The sequence below is a fragment of the Paenibacillus sp. J31R30 genome, assembly GCF_059692115.1.
Map to the genome: position 1 here is coordinate 855,933 of NZ_JCAUAV010000003.1, position 19,749 is coordinate 875,681.

Annotated in this window: 19 protein-coding genes; 17 read left to right on the forward strand and 2 right to left on the reverse strand. The window is 43.0% G+C overall.

Annotation, left to right across the window (positions count from 1 at the left end):
* Positions 1 to 35 precede the first annotated feature (35 nt).
* The 8 genes from AC58QO_RS15735 to AC58QO_RS15770 all read left to right on the forward strand — a co-directional run bounded on the left by AC58QO_RS15735 (position 36) and on the right by AC58QO_RS15770 (position 10,210).
* Positions 36 to 836, forward strand: coding sequence for a phosphotransferase (locus AC58QO_RS15735; RefSeq protein WP_497267010.1), 801 nt, complete (start codon positions 36 to 38; stop codon positions 834 to 836).
* Positions 837 to 901: 65 nt separating this feature from the next.
* Entirely contained in the window at positions 902 to 1,339 is a 438-nt protein-coding gene (locus AC58QO_RS15740; RefSeq protein WP_497267011.1) for an NUDIX domain-containing protein, read from the forward strand.
* 291 nt (positions 1,340 to 1,630) lie between these two features.
* Positions 1,631 to 2,089, forward strand: coding sequence for a hypothetical protein (locus AC58QO_RS15745; RefSeq protein ID WP_497267013.1), 459 nt, complete (start codon positions 1,631 to 1,633; stop codon positions 2,087 to 2,089).
* Between the two features lie 149 nt (positions 2,090 to 2,238).
* A complete protein-coding gene (locus AC58QO_RS15750; protein WP_497267015.1) occupies positions 2,239 to 2,904 on the forward strand; it encodes a cupin domain-containing protein in 666 nt (221 codons plus the stop codon).
* A 372-nt stretch (positions 2,905 to 3,276) separates the two neighbouring features.
* Entirely contained in the window at positions 3,277 to 4,140 is an 864-nt protein-coding gene (locus AC58QO_RS15755; protein WP_497267017.1) for a phosphotransferase family protein, read from the forward strand.
* A gap of 435 nt (positions 4,141 to 4,575) precedes the next feature.
* Positions 4,576 to 8,127 (forward strand): stalk domain-containing protein, encoded by a 3,552-nt coding sequence (locus AC58QO_RS15760; protein ID WP_497267019.1) that lies wholly within the window; start codon positions 4,576 to 4,578, stop codon positions 8,125 to 8,127.
* 70 nt (positions 8,128 to 8,197) lie between these two features.
* Positions 8,198 to 9,646, forward strand: coding sequence for a serine hydrolase domain-containing protein (locus tag AC58QO_RS15765; RefSeq protein ID WP_497267021.1), 1,449 nt, complete (start codon positions 8,198 to 8,200; stop codon positions 9,644 to 9,646).
* Between the two features lie 69 nt (positions 9,647 to 9,715).
* Complete coding sequence (locus AC58QO_RS15770) at positions 9,716 to 10,210, forward strand: GNAT family N-acetyltransferase (protein WP_497267023.1); 495 nt, start codon at positions 9,716 to 9,718, stop codon at positions 10,208 to 10,210.
* 99 nt (positions 10,211 to 10,309) lie between these two features.
* Here the strand turns inward: AC58QO_RS15770 and AC58QO_RS15775 are convergent, their stop codons facing one another.
* Together AC58QO_RS15775 and AC58QO_RS15780 are read right to left on the reverse strand one after the other, a co-directional pair.
* Positions 10,310 to 10,540, reverse strand: a complete 231-nt coding sequence (locus tag AC58QO_RS15775; RefSeq protein WP_497267025.1) for a cold-shock protein — start codon at positions 10,538 to 10,540, stop codon at positions 10,310 to 10,312.
* A gap of 64 nt (positions 10,541 to 10,604) precedes the next feature.
* Positions 10,605 to 10,805, reverse strand: a complete 201-nt coding sequence (locus AC58QO_RS15780) for a cold-shock protein (protein ID WP_056625586.1) — start codon at positions 10,803 to 10,805, stop codon at positions 10,605 to 10,607.
* A gap of 319 nt (positions 10,806 to 11,124) precedes the next feature.
* Between AC58QO_RS15780 and desA the strand changes: the two genes are divergently transcribed.
* From desA to AC58QO_RS15825, 9 genes are all read left to right on the forward strand, one after another.
* Complete coding sequence (desA, locus tag AC58QO_RS15785) at positions 11,125 to 12,195, forward strand: Delta(5) desaturase DesA (protein WP_497267027.1); 1,071 nt, start codon at positions 11,125 to 11,127, stop codon at positions 12,193 to 12,195.
* A 69-nt stretch (positions 12,196 to 12,264) separates the two neighbouring features.
* Complete coding sequence (locus tag AC58QO_RS15790) at positions 12,265 to 13,401, forward strand: sensor histidine kinase (protein WP_497267029.1); 1,137 nt, start codon at positions 12,265 to 12,267, stop codon at positions 13,399 to 13,401.
* Positions 13,398 to 13,997, forward strand: coding sequence for a response regulator (locus AC58QO_RS15795; protein WP_497267031.1), 600 nt, complete (start codon positions 13,398 to 13,400; stop codon positions 13,995 to 13,997). Before AC58QO_RS15790 ends, AC58QO_RS15795 begins: the two co-directional genes overlap by 4 nt.
* A 37-nt stretch (positions 13,998 to 14,034) precedes the next feature.
* Positions 14,035 to 14,430: a (R)-mandelonitrile lyase gene (locus AC58QO_RS15800; protein ID WP_497267033.1), complete on the forward strand. Its 396-nt coding sequence runs from the start codon at positions 14,035 to 14,037 to the stop codon at positions 14,428 to 14,430.
* A gap of 231 nt (positions 14,431 to 14,661) precedes the next feature.
* The gene (locus AC58QO_RS15805) at positions 14,662 to 15,009 is read left to right on the forward strand and encodes a VOC family protein (protein WP_497267035.1); all 348 of its coding nucleotides are present in this window, start codon (positions 14,662 to 14,664) and stop codon (positions 15,007 to 15,009) included.
* A 107-nt stretch (positions 15,010 to 15,116) separates the two neighbouring features.
* Positions 15,117 to 15,992 carry a DUF4846 domain-containing protein gene (locus tag AC58QO_RS15810; protein ID WP_497267037.1) on the forward strand — a complete coding sequence of 292 codons (876 nt, stop codon included), beginning with the start codon at positions 15,117 to 15,119 and terminating at the stop codon, positions 15,990 to 15,992.
* Between the two features lie 163 nt (positions 15,993 to 16,155).
* A complete protein-coding gene (locus tag AC58QO_RS15815; RefSeq protein WP_497267039.1) occupies positions 16,156 to 16,920 on the forward strand; it encodes a DeoR/GlpR family DNA-binding transcription regulator in 765 nt (254 codons plus the stop codon).
* Positions 16,921 to 17,040: 120 nt separating this feature from the next.
* A complete protein-coding gene (locus tag AC58QO_RS15820; protein ID WP_497267041.1) occupies positions 17,041 to 18,783 on the forward strand; it encodes a class I mannose-6-phosphate isomerase in 1,743 nt (580 codons plus the stop codon).
* Positions 18,784 to 18,811: 28 nt separating this feature from the next.
* Positions 18,812 to 19,747: an ROK family protein gene (locus AC58QO_RS15825; protein ID WP_497267043.1), complete on the forward strand. Its 936-nt coding sequence runs from the start codon at positions 18,812 to 18,814 to the stop codon at positions 19,745 to 19,747.
* Positions 19,748 to 19,749 lie beyond the last annotated feature (2 nt).

Here is a 19,749-nt window from a genome sequence, read left to right on the forward strand (position 1 = left end):
TAGTTAACACAGTGAAATGCGAGGAGTGAAAACTTATGACTCACGAAGAAGTTTTGAAAGGCGGCAATGTAAATCACATCGTCCGTATGGCGAACACGGTTCGCCGCCCTACAGGTTATTGGAGTGCGAGTGTTCATGAGCTGCTTAAACATTTGGAAAAACAAGGATTCGAGGGAGCACCAGGATTTCTCGGAATTGATGACGCTGATCGTGAAATATTGACATTTATTTCTGGAGAAGTTGCTGGAAACCAATATCCAAATCTTGAACCGTATATGTGGTCGGACGAAACACTTGTGGGTTTGGCACGACTTTTGCGTCATTTCCATGATGCGAGTAAAACGTACTCTCCCGGTACTAATGACAGATGGCAGCTTAGCTATGCTGACGATGGCGAGCACGAAGTGATCTGTCACAATGATGCAGCGTTATATAATGTTGTCTTTCAAAAGGGGGAACCTGTAGCGCTGATTGATTTTGATATGGCAGGCCCAGGTCCACGTATGTGGGACATTGCATACACTCTCTACACATCTGTTCCGCTTGCGAGTTTCGCGCCTGACCATTCTTCTGGAACAACGGTTGCCTATCAAAATGAAATACACGCTAGAGAGCGCCGTCGGCGAATTCAGCTGTTTTTTGAATCTTATGGAATACCCGTCTCTACTGATCTGGGGCAGTGGATTATTCAACGGTTGATCGTACTGTGTGATACGTTGAGAAATGGTGCCCGCGACGGGAATCTAGCCTTCCAAAAAATGATTGATGAGGGACACTTGGCGCACTATGAGCGGGAGATTCGTTTTGTAACTGATCATTTCGAAGATTGGGTATAGAGATAGAATATCCGTTATCGCGGAATGATATATGATTAAAATTTTTATTAATTGGAGGACTACTTTTGATAAGGACTGCTGGTAAAGCAATATTAATCCATGATAATAAACTGCTTACTATAAAATATCAAGATGAACACGGTGTGTTTTATTCTTTACCGGGTGGTGGTCAGGAATATGGGGAAACCTTACCTGAGAATGTTCGACGTGAGTGTATAGAAGAACTAGGGATAGACGTCTATGTAGGAGATCTCATATTTATCAGAGAATTGATCGTTGAAGCTAAAAAAATTCATCAAGTTGAGTTTATATTTTTATGCTCATCCAATTCCATTGAACGCGCCGGAATGGGCGATGTTCCAGACCAAGGTCAATTAGGAGTTGAATGGTTGCCTTTAGAGCACTTATTAGATTATCGAGTTTTCCCGCTAGAGGCACGAAATTACTTGAAAGATTTATCAGAATGCCAAACATCATATCCAATTTATATAGAGTCTAGATAGAAGTCAATAACCCGAGATTTCAATAATTACATGTAAGGGCAGGTGCATAATTGGTTAAAAAAGGAAACATAATCTATGATTTATTGAGGGGAGTATCGGGATGTCACTGGAGGTTCGATCGTATAATTCAGATCTAGAGGATCGTGTAATGAAGTTAAGCCATAAGGCATGGATTCTTTTTAAATACAACAAAGACTTTGAGTATCAGAAGATGCGCTGCGATTCAATGAGGACGGAACTTTAGTCGCGGCGGGCTATTTGCGTCATGGAATAGCTGATCTTTACGACGTCATGGAAATTGTGATACACGTAAATGAATTAGGTTTAAAACGCATATCTGAAGTAAGAATAACTCTATTTCCTTCATTTATTGACATTTGTCATGCCATTCGAAATCCATTCAAGAAAACAAAGTTGGTTGCTTGGAATGAATTTGAAGGCGATCGCGAATATTTCACTGAACAAGGTTTTTCCCCTTTTCAAAAATATGATTTGGCGAAGAGATCGCTCGATACATCCATTCCGGAGGTCAAGATGCCCCTTGGCGTTGATGTCCGTCATTATCCGATGACAGCGAGAGAGGAACGAGTTAAATACACGGAAGTTGAAAATCAATTTTTTCAAGGAGTTGTATACAGAAGCGTCAATATGCTGGAATGGATGATGGGTGGTCCAGAACTTCATACGATTTCGGCTTTTGAAGGCGATGAGCTTATTGGCAGTGAACTATTAGCATTGGATATTGTATAGCAACTGCAAACGAAAAAAGGCTACGGACATACGCGGTAATTATGATAACCAGATTATTTAATATAGCAGGACAAAGTACATTAGTCATCGCTGTAGATGCTGTGGAATACGCTTAGTAAAGATGATTCCACAATCGGGAGGCTGAGCGGATGGCTGTATCCTACATGGATTTTAATTCTCCGAATGTACAATATTTCTACGATTTAAGGAACAATCGTTCATTTACGAAGGATGGGAACAATTTCATTAACGCTTTGAGTATTCAACAATTGAATACGCTGGGGAACGTGTCTCTGCTCGACATCTATTTAACCAAAGGGAATGTAGTCGAGCCGCACATTCATCAGAACGCCTCAGAACTGGTTTATTGCATTCGAGGTGCAGCGGTCGTGTCGCTCTTGAATCCGTTCACCAAAACCGTGCTAAACTTCAATATAACACCCGGCCAGGTCGCTAATATTCCCCAGGGGTGGTTCCACTGGGAGGTGGCTACGGAAGACGATACACATCTGCTCGCGATCTTCGACGCGCCAGTTCCGGAATTCATCGCGGTATCGGATTTCCTCAGGCTGGCACCGAGAAACATGCTCGCTCATACTTACTGTCTAGATCAAGCGATGATAACGCAGGCACTTGCGCCAATCAAGAGTACGACGACGATCGGTCCGCCGCTCGATTGCCCGAAACAACGTCAGGCAAAGCCGGACATCTACCCACCGCAGGAGGAGCAACATCCGCAAGTTTCTTATCCTGTATATGGGGCGCGGCAAACTTCTTACCCCGGCATTGGCAACGGCTACAATCGGCAGGGGTAGTTATGTACGTATTGCCGATGGTATAGAAAACCTATACGTTTAACACGAACACCTACTATACGTTCAAGTCGGTAGTGAAAGACGGCTATCTGAAGTTCTATGTGAACGGCGTAGAGGAGTTATCGGCTTATGATCCAATGCTCTCTAGGGGAAGCTTCGGGCTGCTCGCCTCGAAAGGTCAAGTACGGTTTGATGATGCGAAAGTGGATTTACTTCCTTAAGAAAACCTCTCGGTCTTGGCCGCCTTCCTTTGAAGGCGGTCATAATAAGAGCTAGCAGGATAACGCAGTAAATATGTTGAATTCTCTGGAAGAACTATATCACCAGAGGTGAAATATGAACCTTTTTGAAGGTAAGGTAGCAGGAAATGTCATGATCAACTCATTGTCGGTTATTGATTGGCATGAAACAACCCCAATTTTGAACATCCTGCTTACTTCAGGGGCTGAATTAACACTTAGCCCGCTTACGCCTGGGCTTGAGGCGGATGTGGTTAAGATCACGCAAGGGGAAAATCATTTTGTGCTGAAGGTATGGAACAAACCTTCAAAACCTGACGTCATGCGCCAATATCGACTATTGGAAGCTCTTCATCGTCAGGGAATACGCGTATCCGTGCCGATAGGCTATGGGCGAACCGAATCTGGGGAAGCTGTGCTGCTGACCCGCTTTCACGGAAATGCAGTAACGAAGGTGAGTCCGAGCATTTTTAAGAGAATTACCGCTGTTTTAGCCGACATTCACCGGCTGCCTCCGGATGGATTGGAGAGTGGTGTGCTAGCTAAGTATGATTTTGTTGGCTATTTTTTCCCCGGGATCGAAGCGTTTCCTGCGATGAAAGAGGAACTGAACCGTCTCGTCGATTCTGCGGATATGAAAATGGAACGGATTATTCACGGCGATTTCAATTTAGGTAATATTTTAGAAGAGAATGGACATTACACGGTTATTGACTGGACGAACGGGCAATTAGGGGATCCTAGGTATGATCTGTCGTGGGCTTGTCTGCTTCTGCGAATCTATTTGAGCGAGAGTAAAAGCCTTACTTTTCTGTACAAATATCAAGAGGAAATGCCCGTAGCGACAGAGGAGTTGGAGATTTTTGAAGCGCTTGCCTGCCTAAGGTGGCTGTTGCTTGACCGAATCGCTGGAGTGCCCAAACACGCAGATACGATGAAGCAAGTAAGAAAAATCATTAGAGAAAATCGATTTCTAAATGAGAAAATGCTGCTGTAAGGACAGTTCTCGATTGGATGCTACCAGATAACCAATCGTCCCAAAGCTATTGTTTTGGGGCTTTTTTAAATTGAAGGATTAATTTGGTTGTAAAATGTGATGTCCGGCGACACAAACATGAACGCTTTTAGATCCCCGTCAATCGGGGATTTTTTATTTCATTTGGACCTGTTCAGTATGAAATCGAGAATCCTTAATGAGTGTCAGTACAACGACCTCTTCTAATCGCATCGCAATACAACAACATTAAAACACAATGCAGGGCAAAGACAATAGGATAGTAAGAAGCTAAAATGGAATCACACATAAATAATGACAACTCGGTATTTTGACAAGTAACTGTACGTGGAAGGGGGCATATAGTTGCTAGATGTTTAAGAAAGCGTATTCATTGATGATTGTAATTAGCAAATCATTAAGGAGGATTTCATCAAAATGGTACATAACATGAAACCAAGGTTGAGATTATTACTTATTGTTGCATTGTTAATTTCACTTGTTATTCCTAATTCAATATTTGCAGCTTATGTGCATGAGCCTGTAGATATTCAAGAACCAGCATCACCTATCAAGTTAACGGTAAACGGCAAAAATTTGAAATCGGATGTGCCGCCTAAGTTTATTGACGGTAAAATATGGGTATCTGCTGAGGCAATAGCTCATTATTTATATTCGGTATTCTATGAGTCTATCGATGGTAAGGAATTTGTTTTGAAAAATGATTATTATGAAATGACAGCTTCGTACGGAAGCAATAAAGTTACTTTGAAAGACGGAACAACTGTTGCGACTGAAATGCCTTTTAAAGAAGGCGTTAGAAGTTTTATCCCTTTGGATACGCTCATGTATGCGTTTGGAGCAACATACACCTGGGATGCATTAAGCAATACGGCAAATGTTCTCTATGATGAAAACCGGCATATTTCCGCTGATGCTGCTTTGCCGGTAGGCGTACCGGGTGTTGATATTACAGTCGTGGGAAAATCGAGAGACGGCTATTATAGTATTCCGAGCAACGATCCGAATGCCGAAGTAACGGTATGGCGGAAGTCAGCTGATCCGGCAAACTATGTAAATGGTAATGTACCGAGCCCGAGAAGTACCGGAAACGCATGGGTAATACAGCCTAAGCCCGGATATAATGCATCGACAGGTGCCTTTGAAGGTGGACTTAATTATTTGGCCGGCGGACAAGGTACTGACGAAATCATTAGAGTAAGAATTCACTACTCAGAAGGCAGGGCGGATAAGGAGTTTAAAACCACGATTACCACTACAGCGCAACTCGGAACTGGAACGCCCATACCCAATACAGGCAATGATTTACTGTTAAGAACTACGTTTAATAATATAAGTATGTATCTCAATTATAATGGATACTCTTCCGAAGATACGATTCCATACAAGATTGCATCAACACCTGCCGCCACCACTATACAGGTTGTCTCTGACCCTGCAAATGAGGTGCATTTCAGAAAAGTAGGAGCTGCTACATGGGAAGATGGCCTTGCACTGGCATGGGATTCACCTAATAAACAGTTCAGAGGCTCTATCGTCGGTCTTGAACCTGACACAGCATATGAAGTGCAAGTTAAAGTTCTGAAAGACAATTCTACGTACACCCAAACCATAAGAACATGGAAAGAAGACGTACCCATAGCAAAGGATATTCCAATCGCATCCATCTATGAGCCTGGAAAACCGCTGTCTGTTCAAGGGTTAAGAGGGACAGCAAACGGATATATCCGTATCATTGGAGACGGAAAAACCGTTATCGATGTAACCGATGAGTTCTGGTCAGCGGTAGTGATCGCGCAGTCCGAATATGTGATTTTGGAAAATTTGATTATCCGTGGAGGCAAGCGAAGCGGGCTCGCTATTCTCAGTTCAAGCCACCATATCCGAATTATCAATAATGATATTTCCGATTTCGGAAGACCAACAACACAATACTTAGGTCTGCAAAAGATCGTCGCAAATGCAGATCCAAACCTGGCTGTTGACTTGCGTACAGGGCAACTTTACACAGCTAACGCCACGCCTGTTAACAATGACTCCGGTATTTTTATCAGCGACGTAAGCAATCTCATCATTGAAAAGAATTATATTCATGACCCAAAAACAAGCAGCAATGCCTGGAATGGGGGCGGAGGCAGAGATTTTTGGCCTAACTGGAACGAGAAGCATCCACAAGGTGTCAGCGGCATGTACGCAAGAGGCGGACAAGGCGTCGTTGTTCGATACAATGACATTGTTGGAAGCGATGATCACCGTTTCAATGCGGGCATTGAAACTTTTGTAAATGGCGATAAAGACGGCGGTATTGGCACAGATTCCGATGTATACGGTAATTATTTGGCATATGCACAAGCCGACAGCATGGAATTAGAAGGCGCGGATATGAACTTAAGGTATTACAACAACAAAATTGAAGGGGTCTCTGGCGGCATCGGCATGGATTCGAACTATGTAGGCCCTGTATATGTGTATAGAAATCTTATTGAAAACTTGGGTGACGAATGGGGCTTGATTGCAGGAGTTACAAAGTACGGAACAACTCTTAATGAAGCGGTTTCTAAAGGTATAGGTGTTAACTATCTGTTCAACAATACCATCCTTAGTTCAATGGGTCATATCACCCGAAAAGACAGTCAAATATACAGAGTGTACCAAAGGAATAATATTATGGAATCCATAGATAGCCCACTTCTCAGTGGCCAATACGAAATTACGATCAAACATATGTTCAATTATCCGGGAGTGAGTTACGATTATGACTTATTTAACGGAACCGGGGTAACCCCTAATGTCTACAGTACTACGGGTGGACCTCCGCCTATTGTTGAGCCTCATGGGATAACTGGGGCCAAAACCGGAAACCCGGTCACAGCAATAGCTGCTGATAACAGCAAAAAGGCAACTTTCACTAACAGAGCTGAAGGTGATTTTAGTCAAACAAGCAGCAGTCTAGGCTTTGATAAGGGCACAACGATTCCCAATTTTGTAACCGCGGCTGACTACGCAGGCGCTGCACCTGATATTGGAGCGATAGAAAGCGGTAAAGATGTGATTATGCCTACCCGACCAACCGCTTTAAGGTCAGGCAGCAGCAAGTATCAGGTGAACATTACAGGGAATGCGACTAGGCAAGTCATTATTAAAACAGCTGGTATTCCGACTGGCACAAAGTATGATTTAACGAAGAACAGAGATTATGATTGGTTTACCGTTACAAATGCAGAAGGAAAGACCGAAGGCACGATTACGCAAGGTGTTGATTTGGTGCTTACTTTAACAGGAGACCCTAAGAAAATCGGTAAAAATTTCTTGGGCGAACAATTCGGAACAACAATTACCAAAGGTCTTGCTGACTTTGCTAATTCAAAAGCTAGTGTATTAACAGGTCAACCAGCAAAAGGAAAAGGAGCTTTCCTTGTTAAATTGAACGATGGACTTTCTCTGCCGATTTCAGTTTATGTAACGGAAGGTAACTATGATGCGAGCTATAGTCTTACCTACAAATTCAATGACGGCGATACATCTGATACAACTGTACCGGTTCATGCAATCGGCATGTCACTCGGCGAAAAGGTTACACCTCCGACGCCGACAAGGGAAAATCATATCTTTGTAGGTTGGTTCGACGAAACGTTTGCGCACGAATTTGATTTCAGCAAAGCCGTCGAAGCGGATACTATTCTTTATGCCAAATGGAAGCCGGGTATAGTAATTACAAGTGTGTCTCCAGGGAATGGACAAAGCGATGTAAATTTTGACATCGTTTCAGCGAACGGCAAGGGTTATAAAGCGTTTATAGCCAACAGCAACGATGGAACATTCACCGAATACAGCAAAGTAAATTTCAACTCTAAAGGCGCCCACATCAAGGGACTTACAAACGGTCAGACCTACTATGTGTATATCCAATATACAGATGATACGGGTACAATTAAAAGCGGGACTGTTGAAATTAAACCGAGTAAGTAAATAAAAGAGATATCCCCCTGTCGATCAGGGGGTATATTTTATTTATTAAAAAAAGAAAGGTGTGTCATCCATGGCAGAAAAGAATGAATTGCCGACGGGGATTCCAGAAGAGGTGGGTATTCCATCAGCATCCATCCTTCATTTTATCAATCGCTTAGAAGCTAACCAGTTGTGTATGCACAGCATTATTATTTTGCGCTCAGGAAAAATGGTGGCGGAAGGCTACTGGAATCCTTTTACTGCTGACAAAAAACATCGTATGTTTTCAGCCAGTAAGAGCTTTGTTTCTGTAGCCATGGGTTTATTGGAAGGAGAAGGACTGCTGTCTCTGGATGATCGTGTGACGACATTTTTCCCTGAAAAGCTTCCCCTTGAGGGCGTACATCCGTATATAGAAAAAATGACGATTCGCGATCTGCTGATGATGGCATCAGCCCATGAAAAGACTACTTTTAAGCAAGTTGATGATGCTGACTGGGTGAGGACATTTTTTACAGTTCCGCCAACGCATCTGCCAGGTACTGTTTTTTCGTATGATACATCCGCGACAGTTACACTTACTGCGATTGTAGAGAAAGTAAGCGGCATGTCTCTGCTAGCCTATATGCATCCTCGTGTGCTGACGCCAATTGGTTTTTCGGAAGATGCTTACTGTTTAAAAACCCCATTAGGGGTCTCAAATGGAGGCTCAGCCATTTTCTGTACCTCGCGTGATCTCGCAAAATTTGCATTAACTTGCATGCAGGAAGGCAAATTTGAGGACAAACAGTTAATTCCTGCGGACTATATGAAAGCTGCAACGTCTTACCAAATCGATAGTACCAATTCGATTTTCAATTCTATTGACAATCAGCAGGGTTATGGTTATCAATTTTGGAGAACTCGCAATAATGGGTTTTGTTTCCTGGGAATGGGAGGACAGCTGGCTGTCTGTTTGCCTGACAAGGAACTGCTAATTGTGACTACGGCAGACACGCAACCGAATCCCGAGGGGATACAAACTATTTTTAATGCGATCTGGGATGACATATATCCACATCTTTCAGATAAACCATTGATGTCAGACGAAAACTCCTATAGGGAATTGTGCGAGAAAATAAGCCATCTTTCTATTTTGCTTCCGGAAGGACGGTTAACTTCTCCAGTTATAGAAACTATAAACGGAAATTCGTATCAATTAACCGATAATCCGATGAACATAAGTAAGTTAAGATTCGTTTTCCATGACGAAGAGGGGATAATGGAATTTGAAAAGCCTGATGGCAAATATCAGATCGCTTTCGGTTTTGGAAAAGCAATTGCTCAAAAGTTTCCTGGATACGATTATGACTGTATAACAGCTGCAGCTTGGAAAGATGAACATACACTATATATAAATCCAATGATTATTGATGAAACCTTTGCACATCTAAGAATAACCCTTTGTTTCAAAGACAATACCGTTACAATCGTAATGAAAAAGTTTGCTGAGCGCTTTTTAGATGAATATTCCGGTATTACCAGTGGAGTGAAAATTTAGTTTCCCGTCAATTCCACGTACAACTTCTAACTCGTTATTTTTATAATAATTTAAAATGGGGTGATAAATATGGGAAAAGATGGGCAAATTGAAATCCTTGCTCCTGTCAATGAAAATGATAAGGAATGGCTTAAAAAGCTGTGGTTAAGCGAGTGGGGCGGCGAAATCATGATCATGAGAGGGGAGTCGTATCATCTGAAAGACATCGAAGCCGTCATCGCTTGGTCAGATGGTGAGCGAGTCGGAGCAGCCACTTATCGAATTAACGAGCACGATGGTGAGTTGATGAGTATCAATGCAATGAAGCAAGGACAAGGCATCGGAAGTCAATTGATTTCGGAAGTGGAACAAAGAATCAAGCTTTCGGGGAAGCATCGTATCTGCCTTGTTACAACAAATGATAATTTGGATGCGCTGAAATTTTACCAACGAAGCGGGTATCGAATAAGCGCCATAAATCTAAACGCAGTTGACGAGGCTAGAAAGCTGAAGCCAACCATCCCCAAAGTGGGTTATTACGATATTCCGATTCATGACGAAATTGAACTCGATAAAATTCTATGATAATTCTAACGGGGAACAATAGCTCAGGACAGATCAGGCATTATCAATGACTGTAAAAAGGAAGCTGCCGAGCATTCGGCAGCTTTTTCAATTTGCTGACTAGGAGATCAGTCTGCCTTTATGAAGAGACTTCATATTTTTATTGGAGTTAGAAATGATAGGAAGCATTTTCAAGCTACTAATCATGGGTGAAAGGCAGTGATGGCAAGTGGGGACGTACTCAAACGAAAAATTGTCCCGAATCCACACCTTACAATCTTCGTTATTACATGCCCAGACTTTGGTGTTTTCCTGAATGAGATCCTCTACCGATTTTCTTTGAAAATACATAATTTTCTCCTCCTTCTATTAAAAAAACTGCCCTTAACGCTTGTTAAGGACAGTTCACTGTGTATTATAGTTTTACAACATTTTCGGCTTGAGGACCGCGGTTGCCTTGAGCTACATTAAATTCAACGCGTTGACCTTCGTCCAACGATTTGAATCCATCTCCTTGAATTGCGGAGAAATGAACGAATACGTCATTTCCGCCTTCCATTTCAATAAATCCAAAGCCTTTCTCTGCGTTAAACCATTTCACTGTTCCTGTTTCCATAATAATATTACCTCCAAATTGTTATTAACATGCTTTTTTAAACAAAAAAAATCACACATTGAAAAAAGTACCATTACACAAATGATCACTTTTTCAATATGTGAGTTTATGTCAAAGCTGTTTATAACTTAATACTAGCACACAAAAGTGTGATAAGCAAATGCGTGTGGTTCTCCCTTTCCTATATGACATATGTCATACCGTCTACATGATGTTTATGACTGCAACGAATTGAAAGCGATATCTATAATGAAGATAGGATGCTACAACTGATATTCGCTAACAAGTCCTGCGCACCATATCGAGGAGGAACTATACGATGACACAACCCACGCTAACTAACTTAAAAAAACAGGTTGCCCCTTTTGAAAAATCAAATACGAGGGCTAGTATCAAACAGCTAATTAACACCTTAGGACCTTTATTCGGACTCTGGTTAGCTGCGTATCTAAGCCTATCTATCTCCTATTGGATCACACTGCCGATTACGATCATCGCATCAGGTTTCGTTATTCGAACTTTTATCATTTTCCATGATTGTTGTCATCAATCGTTCTTCAAAAGCCGTAGAGCTAACGAAATCATTGGTACGATTACCGGTATACTTACACTATTTCCCTATCAGCAATGGAAGAATAGTCATTCTATCCATCATGCTACGAGCAGTAACCTCGAGAAGCGTGGAGTGGGTGATATGTGGGTACTTACCGTCGACGAATATGCGGCCTCTTCCATATGGGTTCGAATTGCTTATCGGTTATACCGTAATCCATTTATTATGTTCGGACTGGGTCCCATCTTTTTGTTCCTATTTACGAATCGCTTTAATACGAAAGGTGCAAGACGCAAGGAAAGAATCAGTACTTACATGACGAATATCTCCATCCTTGCTTTATATGGATTACTGATCTGGATGATTGGATGGCAGTCGTTTGTTCTGGTCCAAGCTCCAATCATGTTCGTAGCAGGCTTGATGGGAATCTGGCTGTTTTATGTACAGCATCAGTTTGAAGACTCCTACTTCGAGAATGAAGACGAGTGGAGTTATGTGAAAGCCGCGGTTGATGGAAGTTCCTATTATAAGCTGCCTAAGCTTTTGCAATGGATTACTGGAAATATTGGGTTTCATCATGTCCATCATTTGAGTCCGAAAGTGCCTAATTATTATTTGGAAAAGGCGCATAATGCAACGCCTCCACTTCAAAAAGCAACGACCATTACAATCGGCACCAGTTTGAAGTCGCTAAGTTTCCGTCTCTGGGACGAGCGTAACAAAACGTTTGTCGGTTATAAAAATAATAAACAGGTGCACCTTAAGGAAGATGAGCATGATCCTTTGGCTAACAAAATAAAAGTAAAAGTCCGTAAATCGAGCTTACAAGGGCAGTAAATACATCGTTTCAGGTTTGTGCTAAAATATAATTAAATCTACGTTGAAGAAAAAGAGGCTAAACGGACTATGCAAAAGTGGTATCAAATTTTTCACAAAAACACCGGTCTTAGTCCGTATATATGGGTTGTCTTTTATATCCTTCCTTTTTATTTCATATTTCGTTCTTCGGCCACATACCAAATTGTATTAGGCACAATCATGATCTTGGTTTTCTTTAGCTGCTATGTGCTATCCTTCGTATCTAAAGGATGGATTGTGTACTTTTGGACTAGCGTACAAATTATTATTTCGATTATCATGGCGATCGTATTCAGCTATGTGTACTTCTCACTGTTTTTAGCATTTTTTATTGGCACCATGAAAAGTCGAGCAGGATTTATTACGTTGTACTGCATTCATTTAGTAACCACGATTGTTACGATTAACTATGGATTGGTCTCCCAAAATCCTGTGTATTTTACACAATTGCCTTTTATCATCATTAGTGTCATTGGCGTTATTCTCATTCCAGTCACCACGTTCGCCCGAAATAGGAGTGAAAAACTACAGGGACAACTAGAGGATGCAAATAAGCGTATTTCCGAATTGGTAAAGTTAGAAGAACGTCAACGAATCGCTCGAGACTTACACGACACACTTGGTCAAAAACTGTCATTAATTGGTTTGAAGAGTGATTTGGCTGGGAAATTAATTAGCAAAAATCCAGCGCAAGCACAAATCGAAATCAATGATGTTCGTCAGACAGCTAGAATTGCGTTAAAGGAAGTTCGGGAAATCGTTACACAAATGCGCGGAACGAGACTAGTGGAAGAGATGTTTCGGATCAAACAGATTCTGAAGGCTGCAGAGATCGACCTCATTGTGGAGGGAGATCCGAAGTTAACCAACACTTCCTTGATAAATGAGAATGTGTTGAGCATGTGTTTGAAGGAATCAATTACGAATATTATCAAACATAGCAGTGCTACTTCGTGTTCGATTTCCATTGAGCCTTCACCAAGCGATCTCGTTCTCAAGGTCGGGGACAATGGGATCGGCATGACGAAAGAATGTCTTGTGTTACTTGGAAATGGATTACGGGGCATGAAAGAGCGCCTTGAGTTTGTAAACGGTTGTATGGAAATTGTCTCAGACAACGGAACAATGATTGTTATAAAAGTGCCGAATGCCATCATACCACCAGACAGGGAGGTGAGGATATGATCCGAATTGTGATTGCCGAGGATCAACGGATGCTGTTGGGCGCACTTGCGTCCTTACTTGATTTGGAAGAGGATATGCAGGTCGTTGGTAAAGCAAGCAATGGCGAAGATGCTGTGAAACTGGTTAAAAAGCATAAGCCAGATATTTGTGTCATGGATATCGAAATGCCAATAATGAGCGGATTAGATGCGGCGGAGGAATTAAAGGGATTAGGATGCAAAGTCATCATATTAACGACGTTTGCTCGTTACGGGTATTTTGAGAGGGCCGTGAAGGCAGGTGCCAACGGTTATTTGTTGAAAGATAGCCCAAGCGAGGAACTGGCTACCTCGATTCGAAGTGTGATGGCTGGCCGGCGAATCTATGCCTCAGAACTGGTTGATGAGACGTATAATGAAGAAAATCCTTTGACCGAAAGGGAAAAGGAAGTGCTGAACCTGATCGCCGACGGTAAAAATACAAAGGAAATCGCTGATCATATGTACATCACAAGAGGTACAGTACGCAACTACATCTCCGTTATTCTCGATAAGCTCAATGTCAGTAATCGAATTGAGGCTATTATGCGTTTCAAAGAGAAGGGATGGTTCAAATAGAAGGCCAATACATTACTCTACCGGAGGGATAGCAAATATGGAAATCAGAAGAGTAGGGTCCCAAGCTTCGGGCAAAGGATCCTCTGATTATTTTACAGGCACGGTTCGCGTCGATCCACTGTTTGAAGCAGCGGATCCTGCGCGCGTAGTTGGAGCCAGCGTTACATTCGAGCCTGGTGCACGGACAGCATGGCATACTCATCCGCTAGGTCAAACGCTTATCGTAACGGCAGGTAAGGGACGGGTTCAACGCTGGGGAGGGCATATCGAGGAAATTAGTCCCGGCGACGTGGTTTGGTTCCCGCCAGGCGAGAAGCATTGGCATGGAGCTTCGCCTACCGCAGCAATGACTCATACAGCCATTCAAGAACGTCTTGACGGCAAAACAGTCGAATGGTTGGAAAAAGTCACTGAAGAGCAATACCAAACCTAAAAGACATACGTACATAACCTTCTTCGCTAAGAGATAAAAATTGTATAAAAACCCCGTCGATTATTATTTGACGGGGTTTTTATTACAATATAATACTTCCATACCCATGTGGAGTTGTTCCCTTTTCTATAGAAATGGGCAGTATAGTAGAAAAAGGAATCTAAATGTAATCCTCGAATATTTAATGGATTCAAGAGTTAAAAATTTGATGACAGACAGGAGTTAGAATCGATGATAAAAGGTTTCGGAGGCATATTTTGGAGAACGAAGAATCTTGAAGTTACAAGAAAATGGTACAGTGAAGTATTGAAGCTTGAAATCGAAAATTGGAATGGGACTGTGATAAAACCTCAATCAGGAAATGAGACGATCTTTTCTTTCTTTACCGAGAATGACAGTTATTTCCCAACAGAACAACAAGTGATGTTAAATTTCCAAGTATATAATCTAGACGAGACTATTAAGCATCTTGAACATATTGGAGTACCTCTAGCAAAGAAAAAAGAGAGTGGTGAATATGGAAAGTTTGTTTGGATTGAAGATCCTGAAGGTCGACTGATCGAGCTTTGGGAGAAATAAATCAATCAAGCAGTAGCAACAACTATTCGCTCCAGAGGATCGTCTATTTAACGACTCCTCTAGATAGAGAGATTAGACAAGGTCCATGAACGGAGCTGCTGTTGTTGATGAAAAAATGGATAACGGTTACTGCCCTTTCTGCGCTGCTGCTCAGTTCCTGCTCAGCCGCAGGGGAGGAACAGTCGAAAGCCGCGGATACTGTTACGAAAACCAAATCCCACAAACAACAATTGATTCATGCAGAAGGAACAAACGTGATGGAACGGATAGCCGTTCCTAACGGTTATGAGAGGGTTCCTGTAGAGGTTGGGTCATATGGGGATTATTTGCGGAATCTGCCTTTGAAGCCCCATGGCTCCAAGGTACATTTGTTTAATGGGAAGCTCAAGGCTAAAGAGGTTTACGAAGCTGTGCTCGATGTGGATGTAGGCGAGCGAGATTTGCAGCAGTGCGCCGATGCAGTAATGAGGCTGCGGGCGGAATACCTGTATGGCAGTGGCAAATATGATAAGATTCACTTCAATTTTACAAATGGCTTTAAAGCGGACTATGCAACATGGCGGAAAGGGAATCGGATTGAAGTTTCCGGCAACAAAGTCTCATGGACCAAACGGGGAGCGGCCTCCGACAGCTACGAGGTGTTTCGTAGTTATCTGAACATGGTATTTGCGTACGCGGGAACGTTGTCCTTATCGAAGGAAATGAAGCAGGTGCCGCTGTCAGAGATGCAGGCTGGAGATGTGTTTCTGGAAGGGGGTTCGCCGGGACATGCAATCGTCGTATTGGATATGGCGCAGAACACCAAGACCGGTGAAAAGCTCTTTATCTTAGCACAGGGCTACACGCCTGCACAAGACATACACATTCTGGAGAATGAGGTTAACGGGGAGGGGAATCCTTGGTATTCCACTGCGTTTGAGGGGAAGTTGAAATCCCCGGAATGGACATTTACTAGGGAACAGCTGTACAGGTTCACAGATTAAGCCAAGGGAGAAGGTCCAATAGGATCTTCTCCTGTTTTTTGTCTTTATAGAATTTTTTGTAGAAAAAGTCAGCAAACCTGTTGTATTTTCATTTTACGAAAACCTCTTGGTGTGTTATGTTATGTGATAATTATACACAATTTATTCAATGAGGTGTTCGATCGTGTTACCTATCCAAAGAAGGCAAGTTATCAGCGAATATTTGGCTCGCCATGGAGGCGCTACGATTAAGGATTTTAGTAACCAATTTGGCGTATCGGAGATGACGATCAGGCGTGACCTTGAGCTTCTAGAGCAACAAGGATTGGTCGCGAGGTCTCATGGCGGAGCGATATACGTAGATAAGCTTATTGGAGAGCCCGCGCTGCCGGATAAGCAATCGCGGAATCCTGAAGTGAAGGAAAGGCTCGCAGCCTACGCCGCAGAGCGGTTTGTATCTGATGGGGATGTCCTTATTGTGGAGGGAGGGACGACAGTGTCCAGAATGGCCGCGTATCTTAATCACGCCCATTTGACACTGATGACCAATGGATTGGATGCCCTCCAACAGCTAAGGGATGTAGCCGGATCGCATACGGTCTTATGTTGTGGAGGTGTGTTACGAGAGCCTTCAGGTACATTTGTGGGACCCGTGGCAGAAGCTTTTTTCTCACAGTATCACGCGCGCACAGCGTTTCTGTCGTCACTTAGTTTTACAGTAGAGGCAGGGTTCACAGATCCGAATATGATGGATACACAAGTCAAGAAAACCATGATTCAATCGGCGGCAAGAACCATTATGTTACTGGATTCCTCCAAAATCGGCAGTCGCTCATTCGCTACGGTAGCTCAGTTAAATGAAGTGTCGGTGCTGATTACAGATAGCGGAGTGAATGAACAAGTACGTGAAGCGTGTGAGTTAGCAGACGTAGAATTACACGTAATCTAACAGGATATGCATCGATCTCTTTGTAGCTAATCTGTTACAAGGAGATTTTTTTGTGGTCGAACATGTTAGTTTATGTTATATTATGTTATATAATGATAAAATTTATGGAGGTAACCATTCATGACGATTACATACAACAAGAAACCATCGATTCGAATTCAAGGGCACGAGCAAGAGGTACGACGAGGTTACATGGATATTGGTGAGGTTCTGAATGCTCGTTTGCACAAAAAGCAGAAAGAAGTACTTGTTATTGAATGTTATCCAGGTGTTCGAAAGCAGGAGATTCTAGAAGGACTTCAACCTTACCTTCAACCGACAGTCGTTATCGACGTGGAAGCAGCCGCTATGGACGCAGCTGAAATGGAAATCATGCTGGAACGTTATCTAACGGATGACCGGGTATTCGGATACATGTCTCCTTTTCATATTGAAGATTTGTATGACCCATTGAAATTGGCAAAACTGAAAGAGCAAGTGGATGCGGTGTCAGAAGGGACTGTCGTACTGATTGGTTTTGGTGCTTCACTTGTTTCCAAAGGTGATTTGCTCGTATATGCAGATATAACACGATGGGAAATTCAGCTTCGCTACCGTTCAAAGGAATTTGGTAATTGGCTTGCTCGTAACGAAAATGAAGATATGCTGCGTAAATACAAGCGGGGTTATTTTTACGAATGGCGCATGGCGGATCGATTGAAGCGGTCGCTGTTTGAACATATCGACTATTATCTCGACACGAATGTGAAGGACGATCCGAAGCTTGTTTCATGGGAATCCTTGCTGGATGGTATGGAGCAAATCGCTAACAGACCCTTCAGACTTGTCCCTTATTTTGATCCTGGTGTATGGGGCGGCACTTGGCTTGAGGAGAAGATGTCTTTGGAACCCAAAGAGCATCCGTATGCGTGGGGCTTCGATGGCGTGCCAGAAGAAAACAGCTTGTGTCTGGAGTTCGGTTCGATTCAATTGGATGTGCCAGCGATTAACCTCGTATTCTTACAACCAAAGTCGCTTCTTGGAGAGCGGGTATTTGCCAGATTCGGCGCGGAGTTTCCGATCCGTTTCGACTTCCTTGATACCGTTGGTGGTCAACATTTGAGTTTACAAGTACATCCAACAACCGATTATATTCGCAACCAATTCGGAATGAACTATACACAGGACGAGAGCTATTATATTTTAGATGCTAAGCCTGGGGCTGAAGTTTATTTGGGCCTCAAAGATGATGTAGTGCCTGAGCAGATGATCGATGATTTACGAAAAGCGGAGCAAGGCGTACCCTTCCCAGCCGAGCAATATGTAAATATTTTTCCAGCTGAGAAACACGATCATTTCTTGATTCCTGCAGGTACAGTGCATTGCTCAGGCAGTGATTGTATGGTGCTCGAAATTAGTGCGACGCCTTACATTTTCACGTTTAAACTGTGGGACTGGGATCGCGTAGGTCTAGATGGAAAGCCGCGTCCTGTTCATATTGATCATGGTTCGAAAGTGATTCAATGGGACCGTACGACAGCTTGGACCGAGAAAGAATTAGTAGGTAGAGTAGAACCGGTAGCTGAGGGAGAAGGCTGGCGGGAAGAGCGCACAGGTCTTCATGAGTTCGAATTTATCGAAACACGCCGTCACTGGTTCTCAGAGCCCGTGCTGCATGAAGGCAATGGCAGTGTTCATGTACTTAATCTAGTTGAGGGCGATGAGGCTGTCGTGGAAAGTCCTGAAGGTTTGTTTGAACCTTTCATTATTCATTATGCGGAAACGTTTATTATACCGGCATCGGTTGAGCAATACGTCATTAAGCCTGCGGGCCCAAGTATCGGTAAGACGATAGCGACGATCAAGGCTTTTGTTAAAGGATGACATACAGCTTCAGATGGAGGGAAATAGTATGCAAGAAGGTATTTATTTAGCTTTCGATGTTGGCGGTACATCCATTAAAGCAGGAGCAATTGATAGCTCGAGACGGATTATGGAACACACGATTTCGGAGTATCCATCCAAATCGAACGAGTCCGCTGTGAACATCTTTGATCATTTTGTACAAATAGCTGTAGACCTGCTGGGATTAGCAGATCCTGACGGCCAAGAACGGATAGCTGGGATAGGTTATGCCTTCCCCGGCCCGTTCGATTATGAGCAGGGGATCAGCTATATTCAAGGCTTGAATAAATTTGATGCTTTATACGGCATGCAGGTTGGCGAACAGCTGCAGAAGATGATGCAGTCGGACACGCGATTAAAGGATAGAATCATGCCTGATTTCTTGCTTCGTTTTGAGAATGATGCTTCACTTTTTGCGATTGGAGAAGCCCAATTCGGGCAAGCCGCAACATTTCGGAAGGCCGTTTGTCTTACCCTTGGAACGGGAGTCGGATCGGGGTTTGTGGAGTCAGGTAAGTTGGTTACACAACGAGATGATGTTCCAGCGGGCGGTTGGGTGTATGCGATCCCATACCGTTCCAGTATCGCTGACGATTATATCTCGCGGCGCGGGTTACTAGCACTTGCATCCGAACAAGGAATTAACCTGATGGGGCGGGATGTCAAAGAGTTAGCCCAATCCGCACGTGCTGGAGAGGCCTCAACTCAGCAACTGTTCGACGCGTTTGGCGATCGAATTGCAGAGGCATTAGCAGCTGTGCTGAAGACTTTTAACCCTGACATTATTGTGCTAGGTGGTCAAATTTCCAAAAGTGGTGAACTTTTTATCCCAAGCTTTCATCGTCAATTGATTTATAAAGAGATACAGGCCTCTGTGGTCGTTAGTCACGATACCTTACGGAGTACGCTCATGGGCATATACCATCTGCTGCAAGAGCTTTAGGA